Here is an 18,158-nt window from a genome sequence, read left to right on the forward strand (position 1 = left end):
CACCCTTGACAGTCGTGTTAGTTGGTCGCCAACGCCTTCTGACGCGGCTGTAGCCAGTTCAGAGTCCCGGAAGGACGCATCTTGGCAGTCTCCCGCGCGACCAAGGTCTCTGCAGCTTCCAACTACACGTCGGGGATCCCTGGGGCACCCAAGCGGGTCTCTTTCGCGAACATCCGCGAACCGTTGGAAGTGCCTGATCTGCTCGATCTGCAGGTCCAGTCCTTCGAATGGCTCGTCGGCGACGAGACCTGGTTCCAGCGCCGGGTCGACGCCGGCGAGGACAACCCCGTCGGTGGTCTGGAAGAGGTCCTCAGCGAGATCTCCCCGATCGAGGACTTCTCCGGCTCGATGTCCCTGTCGTTCACCGACCCGCGCTTCGACGAGGTCAAAGCCACGGTCGATGAGTGCAAAGACAAGGACATGACCTACGCGGCCCCGCTGTTCGTCACCGCGGAGTTCACCAACCACACCACTGGCGAGATCAAGAGCCAGACGGTGTTCATGGGTGACTTCCCGGTCATGACGGACAAGGGCACCTTCATCATCAACGGAACCGAGCGGGTCGTCGTGTCCCAGCTCGTCCGGTCCCCGGGTGTCTACTTCGACCAGTCGGTCGACAAGAGCACCGACAAGGACGTCTACAGCGTGAAGATCATCCCCAGCCGCGGTGCGTGGCTGGAGTTCGACGTCGACAAGCGCGACACCGTCGGCGTCCGCATCGACCGCAAGCGCCGCCAGCCGGTCACCGTGCTGCTCAAGGCGCTGGGCTGGTCCGCGGAGGCGATCCGCGAGCGGTTCGGCTTCTCCGAGACGCTGCTGGCGACCCTGGAGAAGGACCACACCGCAGGGCAGGACGAGGCCCTGCTGGACATCTACCGCAAGCTGCGCCCCGGCGAGCCGCCGACCAAGGAGAGCGCGCAGACCCTGCTGGAGAACCTGTTCTTCAAGGAGAAGCGCTACGACTTGGCCCGGGTCGGCCGGTACAAGGTCAACAAGAAGCTCGGCCTGGAGCTGCCCTTCGAGTCCGGCGTGCTCACCGAGGACGACATCGTCACCACCATCGAGTACCTGGTGCGGCTGCACGCGGCCGAGACCTCGATGGGCGAGGGCGAGCTCGAGGTCCCGGTCGAGGTCGACGACATCGACCACTTCGGCAACCGCCGCCTGCGCACCGTCGGTGAGTTGATCCAGAACCAGGTCCGGGTCGGCCTGTCCCGCATGGAGCGGGTCGTCCGAGAGCGGATGACCACCCAGGACGTCGAGGCGATCACGCCGCAGACCCTGATCAACATCCGCCCGGTGGTGGCGGCGATCCGGGAGTTCTTCGGCACCTCGCAGCTCTCCCAGTTCATGGACCAGACCAACCCGATCGCGGGCCTGACGCACAAGCGCCGGCTCTCCGCGCTCGGGCCGGGCGGTCTGTCCCGGGAACGCGCGGGCATGGAGGTCCGCGACGTGCACCCGTCGCACTACGGCCGGATGTGCCCGATCGAGACGCCGGAAGGCCCGAACATCGGCCTGATCGGCTCGCTCGCCACGTTCGCCCGGGTCAATCCGTTCGGGTTCATCGAGACGCCGTACCGCAAGGTCATCGACGGTCAGGCCACCGACCAGATCGACTACCTGACCGCGGACGAAGAGGACCGCCACGTCAAGGCGCAGGCGAACACGCCGATCGACGAGGACGGCAACTTCCTCGAGGAGCGCGTCCTTGGCCGCCGGAAGGGCGGCGAGGTCGAGCTGCTGGCGCCGACCGAGATCGACTACATGGACGTCTCGCCGCGGCAGATGGTCTCCGCCGCGACCGCGATGATCCCGTTCCTGGAGCACGACGACGCCAACCGCGCTCTGATGGGCGCGAACATGCAGCGGCAGGCGGTCCCGCTGCTGCGCAGCGAGGCTCCGCTGGTGGGTACCGGCATGGAGCTGCGCGGTGCGGTCGACGCCGGCGACGTCGTGGTGGCCGACAAGGCCGGCGTCATCGAGGAGCTGTGCGCCGACTACGTGACGGTGATGGCCGACGACGGCACCCGGCACACCTACCGGTTGCAGAAGTTCAACCGCTCGAACCACGGCACCTGCACCAACCAGAAGCCGATCGTCAACGAGGGCGACCGGGTCGAGGCCGGGCAGGTCCTCGCGGACGGGCCGTGCACCGAGAACGGCGAGATGGCGCTGGGCAAGAACCTGCGCGTGGCCATCATGCCGTGGGAGGGGCACAACTACGAGGACGCGATCATCCTGTCCCAGCGACTGGTGCAGGACGACGTGATGACCTCGATCCACATCGAGGAGCACGAGGTCGACGCCCGGGACACCAAGCTCGGTGCCGAGGAGATCACCCGGGACATCCCGAACGTCTCCGAGGACGTGCTGGCCGACCTCGACGAGCGCGGCATCATCCGGATCGGCGCCGAGGTGCAGGGCGGCGACATCCTGGTCGGCAAGGTGACCCCGAAGGGTGAGACCGAGCTGACGCCGGAGGAGCGGCTGCTGCGGGCGATCTTCGGTGAGAAGGCCCGCGAGGTCCGGGACACCTCGCTGAAGGTGCCGCACGGCGAGACCGGCAAGGTCATCGGCGTCCGGGTGTTCAACCGGGACGAGGACGACGAGCTGCCGCCCGGGGTCAACGAGCTCGTGCGGGTCTACGTCGCGCAGAAGCGCAAGATCCAGGATGGTGACAAGCTCGCGGGCCGGCACGGCAACAAGGGCGTCATCGGCAAGATCCTGCCGGTCGAGGACATGCCGTTCACCGAGGACGGCACCCCGGTCGACATCATCCTGAACACGCACGGCGTGCCGCGACGGATGAACATCGGGCAGGTGCTCGAGACCCACCTCGGGTGGATCGCCTCGCAGGGCTGGTCCATCGACGGGGATCCGGACTGGGCGAAGCGGCTGCCCGCCGATCTCTACGAGGTCGACGCGGGTACGAACACCGCGAGCCCGGTGTTCGACGGTGCCCGCGAGGAGGAGATCACCGGCCTGCTGGCCTCCACCAAGCCGAACCGCGACGGCGAGCGCATGGTCAAGGAGGACGGCAAGGCGCAGCTGTTCGACGGGCGCAGCGGGGAGCCGTACCCCTACTCGGTGGCTCTCGGGTACATGTACATCCTGAAGCTGTCGCACCTGGTGGACGACAAGATCCACGCCCGCTCCACCGGCCCGTACTCGATGATCACGCAGCAGCCGCTGGGTGGTAAGGCGCAGTTCGGTGGCCAGCGCTTCGGTGAGATGGAGTGCTGGGCGATGCAGGCGTACGGCGCCGCCTACACCTTGCAGGAGCTGCTGACGATCAAGTCGGACGACGTGATCGGCCGCGTGAAGGTGTACGAGGCCGTCGTCAAGGGCGAGAACATCCCGGACCCGGGCATTCCGGAGTCGTTCAAGGTGCTGCTCAAGGAGCTCCAGTCGCTGTGCCTGAACGTCGAGGTGCTCTCCACGGACGGTGCGGCGATCGAGATGCGCGATGGCGACGACGAGGACCTGGAGCGTGCCGCGGCCAACCTCGGCATCAACCTGTCCCGCAACGAGTCGCCGTCGGTGGACGACGTCGTTCAGTGACCTCGCCGCCGGTCCGCGGGCGCGTGCCCGCCCGCGGACCGGCCACGGACCTGACCTGGCATTCCCGGCCGGTAGCCGGCCGGACCTTTCGACAAAGGGAGAAGACCCGACGTGCTGGACGTCAACTTCTTCGATGAACTCCGCATCGGCCTCGCCACGGCCGACGACATCCGCCAGTGGTCGTTCGGCGAGGTCAAGAAGCCCGAGACGATCAACTACCGCACCCTGAAGCCGGAGAAGGACGGGCTGTTCTGCGAAAAGATCTTCGGCCCGACCCGTGACTGGGAATGCTACTGCGGCAAGTACAAGCGGGTCCGGTTCAAGGGCATCATCTGTGAGCGCTGCGGCGTCGAGGTGACCCGGGCCAAGGTCCGCCGCGAGCGGATGGGGCACATCGAGCTCGCTGCCTCGGTGACGCACATCTGGTACTTCAAGGGCGTGCCGAGTCGGCTCGGTTACCTGCTCGACCTGGCGCCGAAGGATCTCGAGAAGATCATCTACTTCGCCGCCTACGTGGTCACCTCGGTGAACACCGAGATGCGGCACAACGACCTGTCCACGCTCGAGAACGAGATGCAGGTCGAGCGCAAGCGGATCGCGGACCAGCGGGACGCGGACCTGGAGGCCCGGGCCCAGAAGCTGGAATCCGACGTGGCCGAGCTCGAGAACGAGGGCGCCAAGAGCGATGTGCGGCGCAAGGTCAAGGAAGGCGGCGAGCGCGAGATGCGCCAGCTGCGCGACCGGGCCCAGCGCGACATCGACAAGCTCGACGAGATCTGGGAGACCTTCACCAAGCTGGAGCCCCGGCAACTGATCTCGGACGAGCTGCTCTACCGCGAGCTCTACGACCGCTACGGCGAGTACTTCACCGGTGGCATGGGCGCCGAGGCCATCCAGGCGCTGCTGCAGGACTTCGACATCGACGCCGAGGCCGAGTCGCTGCGCGAGACCATCCGCTCCGGCAAGGGCCAGAAGAAGCTGCGCGCGCTGAAGCGGCTCAAGGTCGTCGCGGCGTTCCAGACCACCGGGAACAACCCCGGCGGCATGGTGCTCAACTGCGTCCCGGTGATACCGCCGGACCTGCGCCCGATGGTGCAGCTCGACGGTGGCCGGTTCGCGACCTCCGACCTCAACGACCTCTACCGCCGGGTGATCAACCGGAACAACCGCCTCAAGCGGCTGATCGACCTCGGTGCACCCGAGATCATCGTGAACAACGAGAAGCGGATGTTGCAGGAGTCCGTGGACGCGCTGTTCGACAACGGCCGTCGCGGGCGTCCGGTAACCGGTCCCGGCAACCGGCCGCTGAAGTCGTTGTCCGACCTGCTCAAGGGCAAGCAGGGCCGATTCCGGCAGAACCTGCTCGGCAAGCGCGTGGACTACTCGGGCCGTTCCGTCATCGTCGTCGGCCCGCAGCTCAAGCTGCACCAGTGCGGGCTGCCGAAGGAGATGGCGGTCGAGCTGTTCAAGCCGTTCGTGATGAAGCGGCTTGTCGACCTCAACCACGCGCAGAACATCAAGTCCGCGAAGCGGATGGTGGAGCGCCAGCGCCCGCAGGTGTGGGACGTGCTGGAAGAGGTCATCGCCGAGCACCCGGTGCTGCTCAACCGTGCTCCCACGCTGCACCGCCTGGGCATCCAGGCGTTCGAGCCGCAGCTGGTGGAGGGCAAGGCGATCCAGCTGCACCCGCTGGTCTGCGAGGCGTTCAACGCCGACTTCGACGGTGACCAGATGGCGGTGCACCTGCCGTTGTCCGCCGAGGCGCAGGCCGAGGCCCGGGTGCTGATGCTGTCCAGCAACAACATCCTCTCGCCCGCGTCCGGCAGGCCGCTGGCGATGCCCCGGCTGGACATGGTCACCGGCCTGTACCACCTGACGCGGCAGGTCGACGGTGCCGAGGGCGAAGGCCAGTCGTACTCGTCGGTCGGCGAGGCGATCATGGCCTACGACCGCGGCGGTCTCTCGCTGCAGGCGAAGATCCGGATCCGGCTGCGCGACGTGGTCCCGGCCAAGGAGGCCACCCCCGAGGACTGGGAGCCGGGCAAGCCCTGGCTGGCCGAGACCACCTTGGGCCGGGTGTTCTTCAACGAGCTGCTGCCGGAGGACTACGCGTTCGTCAACGACCTGCTGCCGAAGAAGCGGCAGGCGGCGATCGTCAACGACCTGGCCGAGCGGTACCCGATGGTCACCGTCGCCCAGACGCTGGACAAGCTCAAGGACGCCGGGTTCTTCTGGGCGACCCGTTCGGGCGTGACCGTGTCGATCTCCGACGTGGTGGTTCCGGAGACCAAGGGCGAGATCCTGGACTCCTACGAGCAGCGCGCCGACCAGGTGGAGAAGCGCTACCGCCGCGGTGCGCTGTCCTACCAGGAGCGCAACGCCGAACTGGTCCGGGTGTGGACGGAGGCCAAGGACGAGGTCGCCGACGCCATGGAGAAGAACTTCCCGGACGACAACTCGATCAGCATGATCGTGAAGTCCGGGGCGGCGGGGAACATGACCCAGGTCGTGCAGCTCGCCGGGATGCGCGGGCTGGTGTCGAACCCGAAGGGCGAGTACATCCCGCGTCCGATCAAGGCGAACTACCGCGAGGGCCTTTCCGTGCTGGAGTACTTCATCTCCAACCACGGTGCCCGCAAGGGTCTGGCCGACACCGCGCTGCGCACCGCCGACTCCGGTTACCTGACCCGGCGCTTGGTGGACGTCTCGCAGGACGTGATCGTCCGGGAGGCCGACTGCGGTACCGAGCGCGGCATCCGGATGCCGATCGCCGAGGTGCTGCCGGACGGCACGGTGCTGCGGGACGCGCACGCGGAGACCAGCGTGTACGCCCGCACCACGGCCGACGACGTCACCGACGCCGACGGCAACATCGTGCTCACCCGCGGTTCGGACCTGGGCGACCCGGCGATCGAGAAGCTGCTCGCCGCCAAGGTCACCAAGGCCAAGGTCCGCAGCGTGCTGACCTGCGAGTCCGGTAACGGGGTCTGCGCGGTCTGCTACGGCCGCTCGATGGCCACCGGCAAGTTGGTGGACGTCGGCGAGGCCGTCGGCATCGTCGCCGCCCAGTCCATCGGTGAGCCCGGCACGCAGCTCACGATGCGTACCTTCCACCAGGGCGGTGTCGCCGGTGACGACATCACCACCGGTCTGCCGCGCGTCACCGAGTTGTTCGAGGCCCGGATCCCGAAGGGCAAGGCGCCGATCGCGGACGCCCCCGGCCGGATCCGGATGGAGGACAACGACCGGTACTGGAAGATCACGATCATTCCGGACGACGGCAGCGACGAGATCGTCTACGACAAGCTGTCCAAGCGGCAGCGGCTCGCGGTGATCTCGGTGGACGGCACCGAGCGGCAGATCTCCGACGGGGACCACGTCGACGTCGGCCAGCAGCTGCTGGAAGGCGCCGTCGACCCGCACGAGGTGCTGCGCGTGATGGGCCCGCGGGAGGCGCAGCTGCACCTGGTCCGCGAGGTCCAGGAGGTGTACCGCTCGCAGGGTGTGGGCATCCACGACAAGCACGTCGAGGTGATCGTCCGCCAGATGCTGCGCCGGGTCATCATCATCGACTCCGGTGCGACCGAGTTCCTGCCCGGCTCCCCGGTGGAGCGCTCGCAGTTCGAGGGCGAGAACCGCCGCGTGGTGGCCGAGGGCGGCGACCCGGCCTCCGGCCGTCCGGTGCTGATGGGCATCACCAAGGCGTCGCTGGCGACCGAGTCCTGGCTGTCGGCGGCCTCCTTCCAGGAGACGACCCGCATCCTCACGAACGCCGCCATTGAGGGCGCCAGCGACAAGCTGGTCGGCCTCAAGGAGAACGTGATCATCGGTAAGTTGATCCCGGCCGGTACCGGCATCAACCGCTACCGCAACATCCAGGTGCAGCCGACCGAGGAGGCACGGGCCGCGGCCTACGCGATCCCGTCCTACGACGACGGCTACTACACCCCGGACGTGTTCGGTGCGGGCACCGGTGCTGCGGTGCCGCTGGACGACTACGACTTCGGCCGCGACTACCGGTAACGAAGTCCGCGATCCGCGGCCGCGGATCTGCTTTCGGAAGGCCCTCGCCCGTTCCCGGGCGGGGGCCTTCCGCTTTTCCGGCTGCCGTGTTCCGGACTGCCGTCGGTGTCGTGCGTTGGTGATCATGTCGGCGGGTCCTCCGCATCCGTGCCCGCCGCGGCGTGGCGGTCCGCCGGGCGCGGCCCGGGGGTCAGGCACAGCCCGCGGCGCTGCGCCTCGGTGATCAAGGCGAGCTGATCGGACAGCGCGCGGTAGCGGATCGCCTCGCACTGCCGGATCGCGTCTACCAGCGAACCGTCCGAGCACTCCGACAGCTGCTGGGACGGTTGCTGTTCCTGGGCCGGCGGGTCGAGGTCCAGCTCCTCCGGCCCGGCGCGATCGGCGGGCACGGCGCTGAGGTGCGGGCCGCAGTCGAGCGGCTTCGTTTTGGCGTTCATGTGTTCGATCATCCAGCATCGAACATCCGTTCGCCATTACACGTGCGGGTGGTGTCCGGCCGCGGAATAGCCGCCCGCGGAGATCGGGTTGTACGCCGTATGCGAGCGATAGGTGTCTCTGAGTTCGGCGGTCCCGATGTGCTGCGGGAATTCCAGATCCCCGAGCGGCATGTCGGGCCCGGCGAAGTGCGGATCGACGTTCGAGCCGCCGCGGTGAACCCCACCGACACGGTCCTGCGCAGCGGTGCCTATGCCGAACGCCTGCGCACGAATCCGCCCCCGTACGTGCCCGGGATGGACGTGGCCGGGGTGCTGGACGAGGTCGGGTCCGAGGTCTCCGATCTGGCGGTCGGCGAGCACGTGATGGCGATCGTGGTGCCCGATGGAGCGCACGGTGGCTATTCGGAAAGCCTGGTGCTGCCCGAGCGGTCGGTCGTGCGGGTTCCCGCAGGCGCGGACGACGTCGCCGCCGCGAGTCTGCCGATGAACGCGCTCACCGCCCGGCAAGCCCTCGACCTGCTGGAACTGCAACCGGGTCAGACGCTCGCGGTGACCGGCGCGGCAGGCGCGTTCGGTGGCCACGTCGTGCAGCTGGCGAAGGCCGACGGGCTGAAGGTGATCGCGGACGCGGCCGACAAGGATCGCGAGCTGGTCCGGTCGCTGGGCGCGGACGTCATCGTCGAGCGCGGCGACGACGTGGCGAAACGGCTCCGCGAGGTCGAACCGGAGGGCGTGCACGCCGTGGCGGATGGTGCCGTGCACAACGAACTCGTGCTTCCCGCGGTTCGCGACGGAGGCCGGGTGGCGACCGTGCGGTTCTTCTCCGCTGAGGGCGAGCGCGGGATCACGTACCACCCGGTGTCAGTGCGCGATTATCAGCTGGAGAAGGAGAAGCTGGACCGGCTGCGCGCGCAGGTCGAGGAAGGTGTGCTCAGCTTGCGGGTGGCCCAGACCTTCTCCGCGGACCAGGCGCCGGAGGCGCACCGCGCCTTGGAGGCCGGCGGTGCGCGGGGGCGGATGGTGTTGATGTTCTGAGCCGCCGGGCCGCCGGGTGGTGGCGTGCGCGCCGCCACCACCTGTCGGCTGCGTCGCTGCGGGGCTCAGCCCTCCAGGTCGGAAAGGGCCTTGCGGACCCGTTCGACCTCGGCTTCGAGTTCGGCCAGCTTCGCTTCGTGCTGTTCCCGCGCGGCGCTGATTACCCCCTCGATGGCTTCCGAGATGTCCTCGTGCAGTTCCGCCGCGGCCTTGGACACGGCGGCGGCCGGGATCGGCAGGCCCTGCACGACCCGCTTGCCGGAGTGCAGCAGCTCGGCCTGCCATTCGCCTTCGGCGGTGCCGGTCACGGTGAGGGTGAGCTCGACGGTGCGGGTCTTCTTGGCCGAACTCTGCTTGCGGGGCTTCGGCTTCTTCGGCGCGGACTCCGCCGCGGCGGCTGCACCCGTGCCTTCGTCGGTGCCCGCGGCCGGGGTCTGGCCCGATTCCGGCGCCGCGGCTTGCTCGGTTCCTTCGCTGGTGCCCTGATCTGCTTCCGCGTCCAAAGTTCCTCCTCGATCTCACGAACCTGCGGCATAGAGTAGAACACCAGTTCCCCTGTGGTGTCCCGCGGTCGCTCGCGAGACCGCACTTTATCGGGACGGACCACGGGAACCGGCTGTCATGGGTCAAGTGCGTCGAGCAGCGCGGCGAGCCCTGGCCGAAAGGCGTGCTCCGCAGGTGCCGCGTAGCCGATGACGACGCCGGGCGGCCGGGACTGCGCGTTCACCCAGTGCGGCCCGAGAGCTTCGAGTTCAACGGCGCGTGCGCGGGCGCGGGTCAGGATTTCACGTTCGCCGGGGCCGTCCGGATCAAGTCCCAGGGTCAGGTGCAGCCCGGCCGAGATCCCCGCGGGGTAGAGCCGGTGCCGGGCGCGAAGACCGTCCAGCGCGCGCAAGAGCTGTTCGCGCCGCGAGCGGTAGGTGTTGCGCGATCGCCGGACGTGCTGGTCGTACGCACCGGATCGCAGCATCTCGGCCAAGGCGAGCTGATCGAAGCCGTGCCCACCGGGCAGCTTCATCGCCCGCACCGGTTCCACGAGGCGTGCGGGCAATGCGAGCCACGCTATTCGCAGCGCCGGGGCGAGGCTCTTGCTCGCCGTTCCCGCGTAGATCACCACATCGGGCGCCATCCCCTGCAGCGATCCGACTGGTCGGCGGTCGAACCGGAATTCGCCGTCGTAGTCGTCCTCGACGATGAGACCTCCCGCCGAGCGCGCCGCGCGGATCAGCGCCGAGCGGCGCTGCGCCCGCATGGTCACCCCCAGCGGGTACTGGTGCGCGGGAGTGATCACGGTGACCGGACTGCGCAGCCGCTGCACTTCGATGCCCTGGTCGTCCACGGGAACACCGCGCACCCGCATCCCCGCGCTCGCGGCGATGTCCCGGAACTGCGGCAGCGAGGGGTCCTCGAAGTCCACCGAGCCGGTTCCCTGCGCCAGTAGGGCCCTGCTGAGCAGCGACAACGCTTCGCTGTAGCCGTTGCAGACGATCAACCGATCAGGCGCGGTGTCCACCGCCCTGGAACGCCGCAGGTAGTCGGCGAGCACTTCGCGCAGTTCCAGTGGTCCTTGCGGGTCGCCGTAGTCGAGGTCCCCGGCAGGCATGTTGCGCACGATCCGGCGGTGCGCGCTGAGCCAGTCCTTGCGCGGGAAGGAGCTCAGATCCGGCCGGCCCGGCCGGAAATCCCAGCGCGGCGGGTGCGGTGCGGGACGCGCGGGCGGCGCGGAGCTCTCGCCGGTGCGGAGCCGTTCCGCGACGGTCGTGGGGGCGCCCTGCCGGGACAGCAGGAAACCCTCCGCGGTGAGCTGGGTGTACGCGCGGGTCACCGTGCCGCGGGCGACGCCGAGGTCTCGGGCGAGCGCGCGGGTCGACGGCACTCGCGTCCCAGCCGCCAGCCGCCCGTCCCGGATCGCCGTGCGCAGCGCTTCGGCGAGACCGCTGCTGTCCGGACGCCCGGACCAGTCCAGGTGCAGGTCCAGCCCGGCGGATCCGGGCCGTGGGTCGGTCACGGGATCGGACTTTAACGGACCGCGCCGCCGACTCCTGCTGATCGGTGCGTGGTGCGACAGCTGAGGGACAGCGGCGCCGGACGCCGGGCCCGTTGTCGATCAACCGTTCCGGTGATTCGGAACCGGCACGCGGCAGCTCGGTCGCGCGCGCCGTGGGCTGCGCCGGGCGAGCGCTGATTCGGATGGCCGCGCAGAGCTTCGGAAGCGGCATCCGCGCTGGGTAGCAAGGCCCTGCCCGGCTCAGCTCCGGCGTCTTCCGCGGCCCGGCTCGGTGCGCGAACCACTTGGATCGGTGAGCAAGATCTCGCTCGGCCGGCGGACGCCTCGTGTCCTCCGGCGTTCGCCGGAGCGGGGCAATTCGATCGTCGATCCACCGGGGGAGCCGCCCAGATCGTCGTGCCCGTGCGGCAACATGTGGATGAAGGTCTCGGGATCGGACCGGCTCCGCTCCCGACCGGCGCTCCACGGCCCGCGCTCGTGGACGCAAGCGCTGCCCCGCACGGTGACCCGACAGGAGACTGGGGATGAGCGGTGACACCTCGAGGTTCGCGAACACCGGCACGTCGGCGGTGTCGCGCCGAGAGCCGCCCGAGCTGAGCTGGTCCGAGCGGTTCCGCGGCGCGCTGCTCGGCGGTGCCGTGGGCGACGCGCTCGGCTCGGGAGTGCGCACCCGTTCCGTGTGGGACATCCAGCACTGGTTCGGCAGGCAGGGGGTCGCCGACTACCTGCCGGTGTTCGGCCGCCGCGGTGGTGTCACGGAGTTGACCCAGCTGTCCGTGTTCACCCTCGAAGCGCTGTTGCGGGCGCGCGCCGTCAACGGCGCGGCCGCCGAGTGGCTGCCGACTCCGGTGATCCGCACGAATCACCTGCGCTGGCTCTACACCCAGGGCGTGCCGTGGGAATTCGCCATGTCCGGCTACTTGCGCACGCATCCGGAACCGGGTGGATGGCTGCTCGAACGCCCGCAGCTGTTCTCCACCCGCAATCCCGGGGGCGGCGCGCTGGCCGGGTTGGGCAAGCTCGCCGCGCAGCCGCCTGCGGAGGCCTCGTACGACCCGCGGTTCGGCCCGTCGGTTCGGCCGGGGTTCGCCGAGTGCGCGGTGTGGGCGGCGCCGACGATGGTGTGGAGCACTTCGGAGGATCGGGTCTTCGCGGCGGGCGCGGACACCGCGCGGCTGCTCACCGACGACGTCAACGTGCACGGTGCGACGGGTTTCCACGCGGACGTGCTGGCTCAGCTGATCCAGGGCGACATCGGGCTCTGGGACGCGGTCGGGCTCGCCGATGCCCGGCTGAGCTCGTTGAACACCGGAGCGGCCGCCCCGGCAGCGGTGCGCCGGGCGGTGCACGCGGCGATGTTCGCGACCCGCGGCGGCCGGCGGCCGGCGCCCGCGGAACTGGATGCCGAGTTCGAAACGGAGCAGCAGCCGGGTGAGCTGGGCACCGCGCTGGCCGCCGTCGGAGCGGGCGGCGGATTCCCCGCGGCCGTGCTCACGGCGGTGAACGTCTCCGCGGACAGCAGCGTCACCGGAGCACTGGCTGGCCAGCTCGCCGGAGCGCTGTACGGGCCGGACGCGATTCCGCCGCGGTGGCGCGAGGAACTGGAACTCGCCGAGATCATCGAGACGTTGTGCGCGGATGCCGCGGAGGCCTTCGCGCCGCCACCGCCGCCTCCGCCGCTGCCCAAGTGGGCGCAGCGCTACGTCGCCGATCCGCGCCGTGCCACGCCTGCGCCGCGGGAGCTGGGCGCCGCGCCGCCCGCGGAGCCGATGACCACTGTGGACAGTGGTCGCGGTCCGGAACCGGCGCGGCAGGTGGACGGCAACAACGATCCGACGATGGTCATCGACCTGAGCAAGGTGGATTTCGATCGGCCGCGGTCCGCCGAACCCGCGCCCGCGCAGCCCGAACCCGCGCAGCCCGAACCGCAGTTCCCACCCGCGGACCAGGAGCCCCGGCCGGTCGCGGACACCTCCGCCGAACCGACCGACCGCACCGATCTGTCCCGACTGGACTTCGGTAGCGAGGACGACGATCCGGTCGACGCCGACCGGCCTGCGCCGAGCATCACGCCGGACTTCAGCAACAACATGTTCGGCCTCTCCGCGGACCGCACCGACCGGGAGGAGTTGTCGAGGCTGGCCAGGCTGGTCTCGTTACGTCCCGAGGAAGCGGGCCGCATCCCGGCCGAGCCACCACCGCAGCCCGCGCGAGATGCCGGCTCGGGGGCGGACGCGCCTGCCGACCGCTCCGATGCGGCTGCTGCGGAGCCGTCGGAAGTCGGCGGGGTGGCGGACGAGCAGCCCGCGTCGGCGTTCGCGGAGTCCGCGGAATCTTGGGATGAGCCTGCTGAGCCGGTTCAGCAGTGGCAGGAGCCTGTTGGTTCGGAGTCGGTCCCGTCGATGGGTGAGCAGTCCGCGTCGGCGTTCGCGCAATCCGCCGAATCTTGGGATGAGCCTGTTGAGCCCGTTCAGCAGTGGCAGGAACCCGGGCGCTCCGAGTCGTACTCGCCGGTGGGCGAGCAGCCCGCTCCTGTGCCGGAGGAGTCCGTCGGACAGGCTTGGGATGAGCCTGCTGAGCCGGTTCAGCAGTGGCAGGATCCTGGGCGTTCGGAGTCGGAGCCGTCGACGGGTGAACAGTCCGAGCCCGCGCCCGCGGACTCCGCTGCGCAGCTCTGGGAAGCACCCGTCCAGCAGGCGCAGACATCGGACGAAGCGGTCGCCGCGGAAGCTCCGGAATCCCCCGACGAGCACGCGGACCAGCCGGAGCCCTCCGAGACGCACACCGATCCGCTCCCGGTTTCCGAGGCACGCGCGGCTAAACCGGTCTCCGGTGGCCACGCGAAGCCCGAGTTCACCGACGAGGTCGCGCCCTCGCTGACCGAGCGGGTGCTCGGCTGCTTCCTCGGCGGCGCGCTCGGTGACGCGCTCGGTTCGGACCTGGAGTTCGCCACCGCCGAGCAGATCACCGAGCGGTTCGGGCCCGGCGGCCCGCAAGGACTCCGCGAGGCGTACGGCGTGCCGGGTGCCATCACCGACGACACGCAGATGACGCTGTTCACCGCGGAGGGCCTCATCCGCGGCAGCGTCGCCCGCCGCACCCTCGGCGGCACCGACCCGATGCCGGAGGTGCAGCTGGCCTACCAGCGCTGGCTGCACACCCAGGGCGTCGAGTGGGAGGCCGCCGCGGGCGTGTTCCACGACCGGTATCCGCAACCGGACGGCTGGCTGATGGGGGTGCGCGGCCTGTTCAGCACTCGCGCCCCCGGAAAGACGATCTTCCGCGCGCTGTCGCGCTTCGGCGATGGGCAGCAGGCGGGCTCGTTGGCCGAGCCGGTCAACGACTCGAAGGGCTGCGGCGGCGTGATGCGGGCAGCTCCCGTGGCGCTGTACTCGCCCGACCCGCCGGTCGCGTTCGAGTTCGCGGCCCGGGTGACGGCGCTGACGCACGGCCACCCGTCCGGCTACCTGTCCGCGGGTGCACTGGCCGTGATCGTCCAGCAGGCGCTGCTCGGCCAAACCCTCGACGACGGCGTGTGGCTGGCGTTGCAGGTCCTCGAGACCTGGGACGGGCACGAGGAGACCAGCGAGCTGCTCAAGCTGGCCGTGGAACTGGCCGAGCAGGGCGAGCCCACGCCGGAGCAGATCGCCGAGACCCTCGGCGGCGGTTGGGTCGGCGAGCAGGCGCTGGCGATCGCGGTGTGCGCCGCGCTCGCGGGCGGCGATGTGCCGAACTCGCTGCGCATCGCGGTGCACCACGACGGTGACAGCGATTCCACCGGTGCGATCTGCGGCAACATCGTCGGCGCGTTGACCGGGGTGGGAGAGCTCCCGGTGAGCTGGCTGGCCGACCTGGAACTGCGCGACGTCGTCGAGCAGATCGCGCTGGATTGCGTCGCAGAGTTCGGCGAACCGCTGCTGCACGATCCGGACTCCCCGGAGCCCCCGGCCGATGAGCGGCCCGCCGACGAGGAGTGGGACCAGCGCTATCCGGTGCAGCCGCTGCCCGCCGCCGGGCGGGGTGATTCGCCGACGGCCCTGCTGCCCGCGGTGGGCGCACCGGCGTCCGAGTCCGCGCAGCCCGGCGATGCTCCGGCCGAGCCCGAGCAGGCGGCTCCGGACGCGCCCGCGGATCCAGAGCCGCTGGCCGCGTTCCCCGCGCCGAAGCCTGCTCCGCGCCGCATCCACGGTGCACAGCCCGCCTACGACAGCGAGGGCTGAGGGCGATCCGATCGGTTTCGCCGTGATCCGGGATGCAGCGGCCGGATGCGGTGAATCGACTCTCGGCCAGTGTTGATGTTGATAGCGTTCTCGCCGGCCAAGGACGCAGCGCTGCGTGGACGTCGACCGCGCGGTGTCGCGAGCGTTCGGGTCGGCGGCATCAGCGCGGCTGAGCGGATGGTCCGCGAAACGACGACGAGTGGTAACGGCGGTACCCGATCTTGCGCGATGATTCGACGCAGGCAGGCTCGACTTCGCCTGCCGACGCGATGTCTCCCCGAACCCCTCAAGAGCGCTTCATCGCCTCGATGCTCGCCGGTGCCCTGGGCGATGCCCTCGGCTATGCGATCGAGTTCCACGACATCGGGATGATCCGCCGCTATCACGGGGATCACGGGCTCACCGAGCCGGTCCTGCGGGATGGCGTCGCGCAGATCTCCGATGACACGCAGATGATGCTGTTCACCGCGGAAGGACTGATCCGCGCGCACGTCGCGCGCCGGATCAAGCCCGTGGACAACGACCCGGTTCCCGAGGTGCAGCACGCTTACCTGCGGTGGTTGCACACCCAGAACCGGCCGTGGGAGCAGGCCGGTGGTCCTTACGCGCAGCACCTCCAGGTCCCGGACGGGTGGTTGATCAGCAACCAGGAGCTGTTCGCGCCGCGGGCCCCGGGCAGCACTTGCATGTCGGCATTGCTGAACTTCGCGCGGACGCATCAGCACGCGACCCCGGAACACCGGATCAACGACTCCAAGGGCTGCGGCGGAGTCATGCGGGCCGCTCCGGTCGCGGTGTGGTCGAACGATCCGGCCGAGGTCTTCTGGGCCGCGGTCGGGACGGCGGCGCTGACCCATAGTCATCCCAGCGGCTTCGTGTCGGCCGGCGTGCTCGCCGTGCTCGTGCACCAGTTGCTGCGGGACGTCTCGTTGCCGGAAAGCGTGCGGATGGCGCGTGAACTCCTCGTGCGCTGGCCGGGTCACGAAGAGCAGTTGCGGGCGTTGGACGCCGCCGTCCAGCTCGCGAGCAAGGGGCCGGTCGGTCCCGAAGAGCTCAAGGAGACGCTGGGAGAGGGTTGGACCGGTGAGGAAGCGCTCGCGATCGGGCTCTACTCCGTGCTGGCGACCGAGGACCTGCGCAGCGCGCTGCTGCTGTCGGTGAACCACTCGGGGGACTCGGACTCCACCGGCATCGTCTGCGGCAACATCGCGGGTGCGCTGTACGGTACTCGGGCCGTTCCCCCGGAATGGCTGCGCGCGCTGGAACTGCGGGACGTGATCGAGGCGCTGGCCACCGACGCGCTGACTGAGTTCAGCCCCGCCGCGCCTACCGACCCGGCTTGGACCCGGCGCTATCCTGCCTGGTGAGGAGTTCATGGTCGGCGCGCGGCGCGGCCCGCCGTCCATTTGCGGTGTTGCCGGTCCTGGACAGCGCCACGAGCGGACGACCGCGTCGCAGCACCTCGAGGTCTGCGCGGCTCACCGGGCGCCGGGGCCCGCCGCCGCGTCCGCTCGCACCCCTTGTCATCGCGGGTAAAGTCGCGAAGAACACCACACCATTAGCTCGGTCTGCGGCGCTTGGGGACGACCGAGCAGGTCATGGGGACCCCGTTTTGACCCCCTCAGAACGGGGCGGGTATCTTTGCTTATCGGACCCGAAAGCGATCGGGTCGGTCCGTATGCCCGTGCGTGCGACGTGGTCGTTGAGGTGACTGGTTCATCGAGGTGACCGCGACCATGGACATGGGCCGTGCGGAACTCTCCTGACAACCATCGGGTTCGTTCCTGTCGGTTCGCTCCCGTGGGAGACACCATTAGCGCCGCAAGGGCCGGGGAGTGGCCGACACGCCCGACCTCGTGGTGCGGGGGAGTCCCAAGTACACAGTGCCTGCCAGGTGCTCGGCGCCAGGGCACGTGCCCGGACGCCGACTCGTGCGAGCGCCGCCGGGCGAGAGCAACCACGAAGACGCGAACGCTCAAGAGAAAGCCGGTCCATGCCCACCATCCAGCAGCTGGTCCGTAAGGGCCGCCAGGACAAGGCCGCGAAGACCAAGACCGCGGCGCTCAAGGGGAGCCCGCAGCGGCGCGGCGTGTGCACTCGCGTGTACACCACGACCCCGAAGAAGCCCAACTCGGCACTGCGCAAGGTCGCCCGTGTCAAGCTCACCAGCGGCACCGAGATCACGGCCTACATCCCGGGTGAGGGGCACAACCTGCAGGAGCACTCGATCGTGCTCGTTCGCGGCGGCCGTGTGAAGGACCTCCCCGGCGTGCGCTACAAGATCATCCGCGGGTCCGCTGACACGCAAGGCGTGAAGAACCGCAAGCAGGCTCGCAGCCGGTACGGCGCGAAGAAGGAGAAGAGCTGATGCCCCGCAAGGGTCCGGCCCCGAAGCGGCCGCTGAACGCCGACCCCGTGTACAGCTCGCCGCTGGTCACGCAGTTGGTGAACAAGGTCCTGGTCGACGGCAAGCGCTCGCTGGCCGAGCGGATCGTCTACGGCGCGCTGGAAGGCGCCCGGGAGAAGACCGGCACCGACCCGGTGGTCACGCTCAAGCGCGCGCTGGACAACGTCAAGCCGACCCTGGAGGTCCGCAGCCGCCGCGTCGGTGGCGCGACCTACCAGGTGCCGATCGAGGTTCGCGCCGGCCGCTCCACCACGCTGGCCCTGCGCTGGCTGGTCACCTTCTCCCGCAAGCGCCGGGAGAAGACCATGGTCGAGCGCCTGATGAACGAGCTGCTCGACGCCAGCAACGGACTCGGCGCGAGCGTCAAGAAGCGCGAAGACACGCACAAGATGGCGGAGTCCAACAAGGCCTTCGCGCACTACCGCTGGTGACGACGGGTCGGCTCCTGCCCGCCTCGGCTCACC

The 18,158-nt window shown here is 69.5% G+C and carries 10 protein-coding genes; 7 read left to right on the plus strand and 3 right to left on the minus strand.

The genetic code is table 11. The features are described 5' to 3' along the window. Window positions 1-81 precede the first annotated feature (81 nt). Window positions 82-3,564 (plus strand): DNA-directed RNA polymerase subunit beta, encoded by a 3,483-nt coding sequence (gene rpoB, locus V1457_RS10085; RefSeq protein ID WP_338602802.1) that lies wholly within the window; start codon window positions 82-84, stop codon window positions 3,562-3,564. 111 nt (window positions 3,565-3,675) lie between these two features. Further along, window positions 3,676-7,587, plus strand: a complete 3,912-nt coding sequence (locus tag V1457_RS10090; protein ID WP_338602805.1) for a DNA-directed RNA polymerase subunit beta' — start codon at window positions 3,676-3,678, stop codon at window positions 7,585-7,587. 122 nt (window positions 7,588-7,709) lie between these two features. Here V1457_RS10090 and V1457_RS10095 read toward each other — a convergent pair whose 3' ends face one another. Then, window positions 7,710-8,024, minus strand: a complete 315-nt coding sequence (locus V1457_RS10095) for a hypothetical protein (protein WP_338602808.1) — start codon at window positions 8,022-8,024, stop codon at window positions 7,710-7,712. 99 nt (window positions 8,025-8,123) lie between these two features. Here V1457_RS10095 and V1457_RS10100 point away from each other — a divergent pair, with 99 nt between their 5' ends. After that, window positions 8,124-9,059, plus strand: coding sequence for an NADP-dependent oxidoreductase (locus tag V1457_RS10100; RefSeq protein ID WP_338602811.1), 936 nt, complete (start codon window positions 8,124-8,126; stop codon window positions 9,057-9,059). 65 nt (window positions 9,060-9,124) lie between these two features. Here V1457_RS10100 and V1457_RS10105 read toward each other — a convergent pair whose 3' ends face one another. Further along, window positions 9,125-9,562, minus strand: coding sequence for a DUF6319 family protein (locus V1457_RS10105; protein ID WP_200069023.1), 438 nt, complete (start codon window positions 9,560-9,562; stop codon window positions 9,125-9,127). A gap of 116 nt (window positions 9,563-9,678) precedes the next feature. Then, window positions 9,679-11,067 carry a PLP-dependent aminotransferase family protein gene (locus V1457_RS10110; protein ID WP_338602816.1) on the minus strand — a complete coding sequence of 463 codons (1,389 nt, stop codon included), beginning with the start codon at window positions 11,065-11,067 and terminating at the stop codon, window positions 9,679-9,681. A gap of 524 nt (window positions 11,068-11,591) precedes the next feature. Between V1457_RS10110 and V1457_RS10115 the strand changes: the two genes are divergently transcribed. The 4 genes from V1457_RS10115 (at window position 11,592) to rpsG (ending at window position 18,125) form a co-directional block, all read left to right on the plus strand. Beyond that, complete coding sequence (locus V1457_RS10115; RefSeq protein ID WP_338602819.1) at window positions 11,592-15,287, plus strand: ADP-ribosylglycohydrolase family protein; 3,696 nt, start codon at window positions 11,592-11,594, stop codon at window positions 15,285-15,287. A 308-nt stretch (window positions 15,288-15,595) separates the two neighbouring features. Beyond that, a complete protein-coding gene (locus V1457_RS10120; RefSeq protein WP_338602822.1) occupies window positions 15,596-16,654 on the plus strand; it encodes an ADP-ribosylglycohydrolase family protein in 1,059 nt (352 codons plus the stop codon). A gap of 626 nt (window positions 16,655-17,280) precedes the next feature. After that, complete coding sequence (gene rpsL, locus V1457_RS10125; protein WP_200069025.1) at window positions 17,281-17,655, plus strand: 30S ribosomal protein S12; 375 nt, start codon at window positions 17,281-17,283, stop codon at window positions 17,653-17,655. Next, window positions 17,655-18,125, plus strand: coding sequence for a 30S ribosomal protein S7 (gene rpsG / locus V1457_RS10130; protein WP_200069026.1), 471 nt, complete (start codon window positions 17,655-17,657; stop codon window positions 18,123-18,125). Before rpsL ends, rpsG begins: the two co-directional genes overlap by 1 nt. The last annotated feature ends 33 nt before the right edge of the window (window positions 18,126-18,158 follow it).

The organism is Saccharopolyspora sp. SCSIO 74807 (assembly GCF_037023755.1).
Taxonomy (GTDB): domain Bacteria; phylum Actinomycetota; class Actinomycetes; order Mycobacteriales; family Pseudonocardiaceae; genus Saccharopolyspora_C; species Saccharopolyspora_C galaxeae.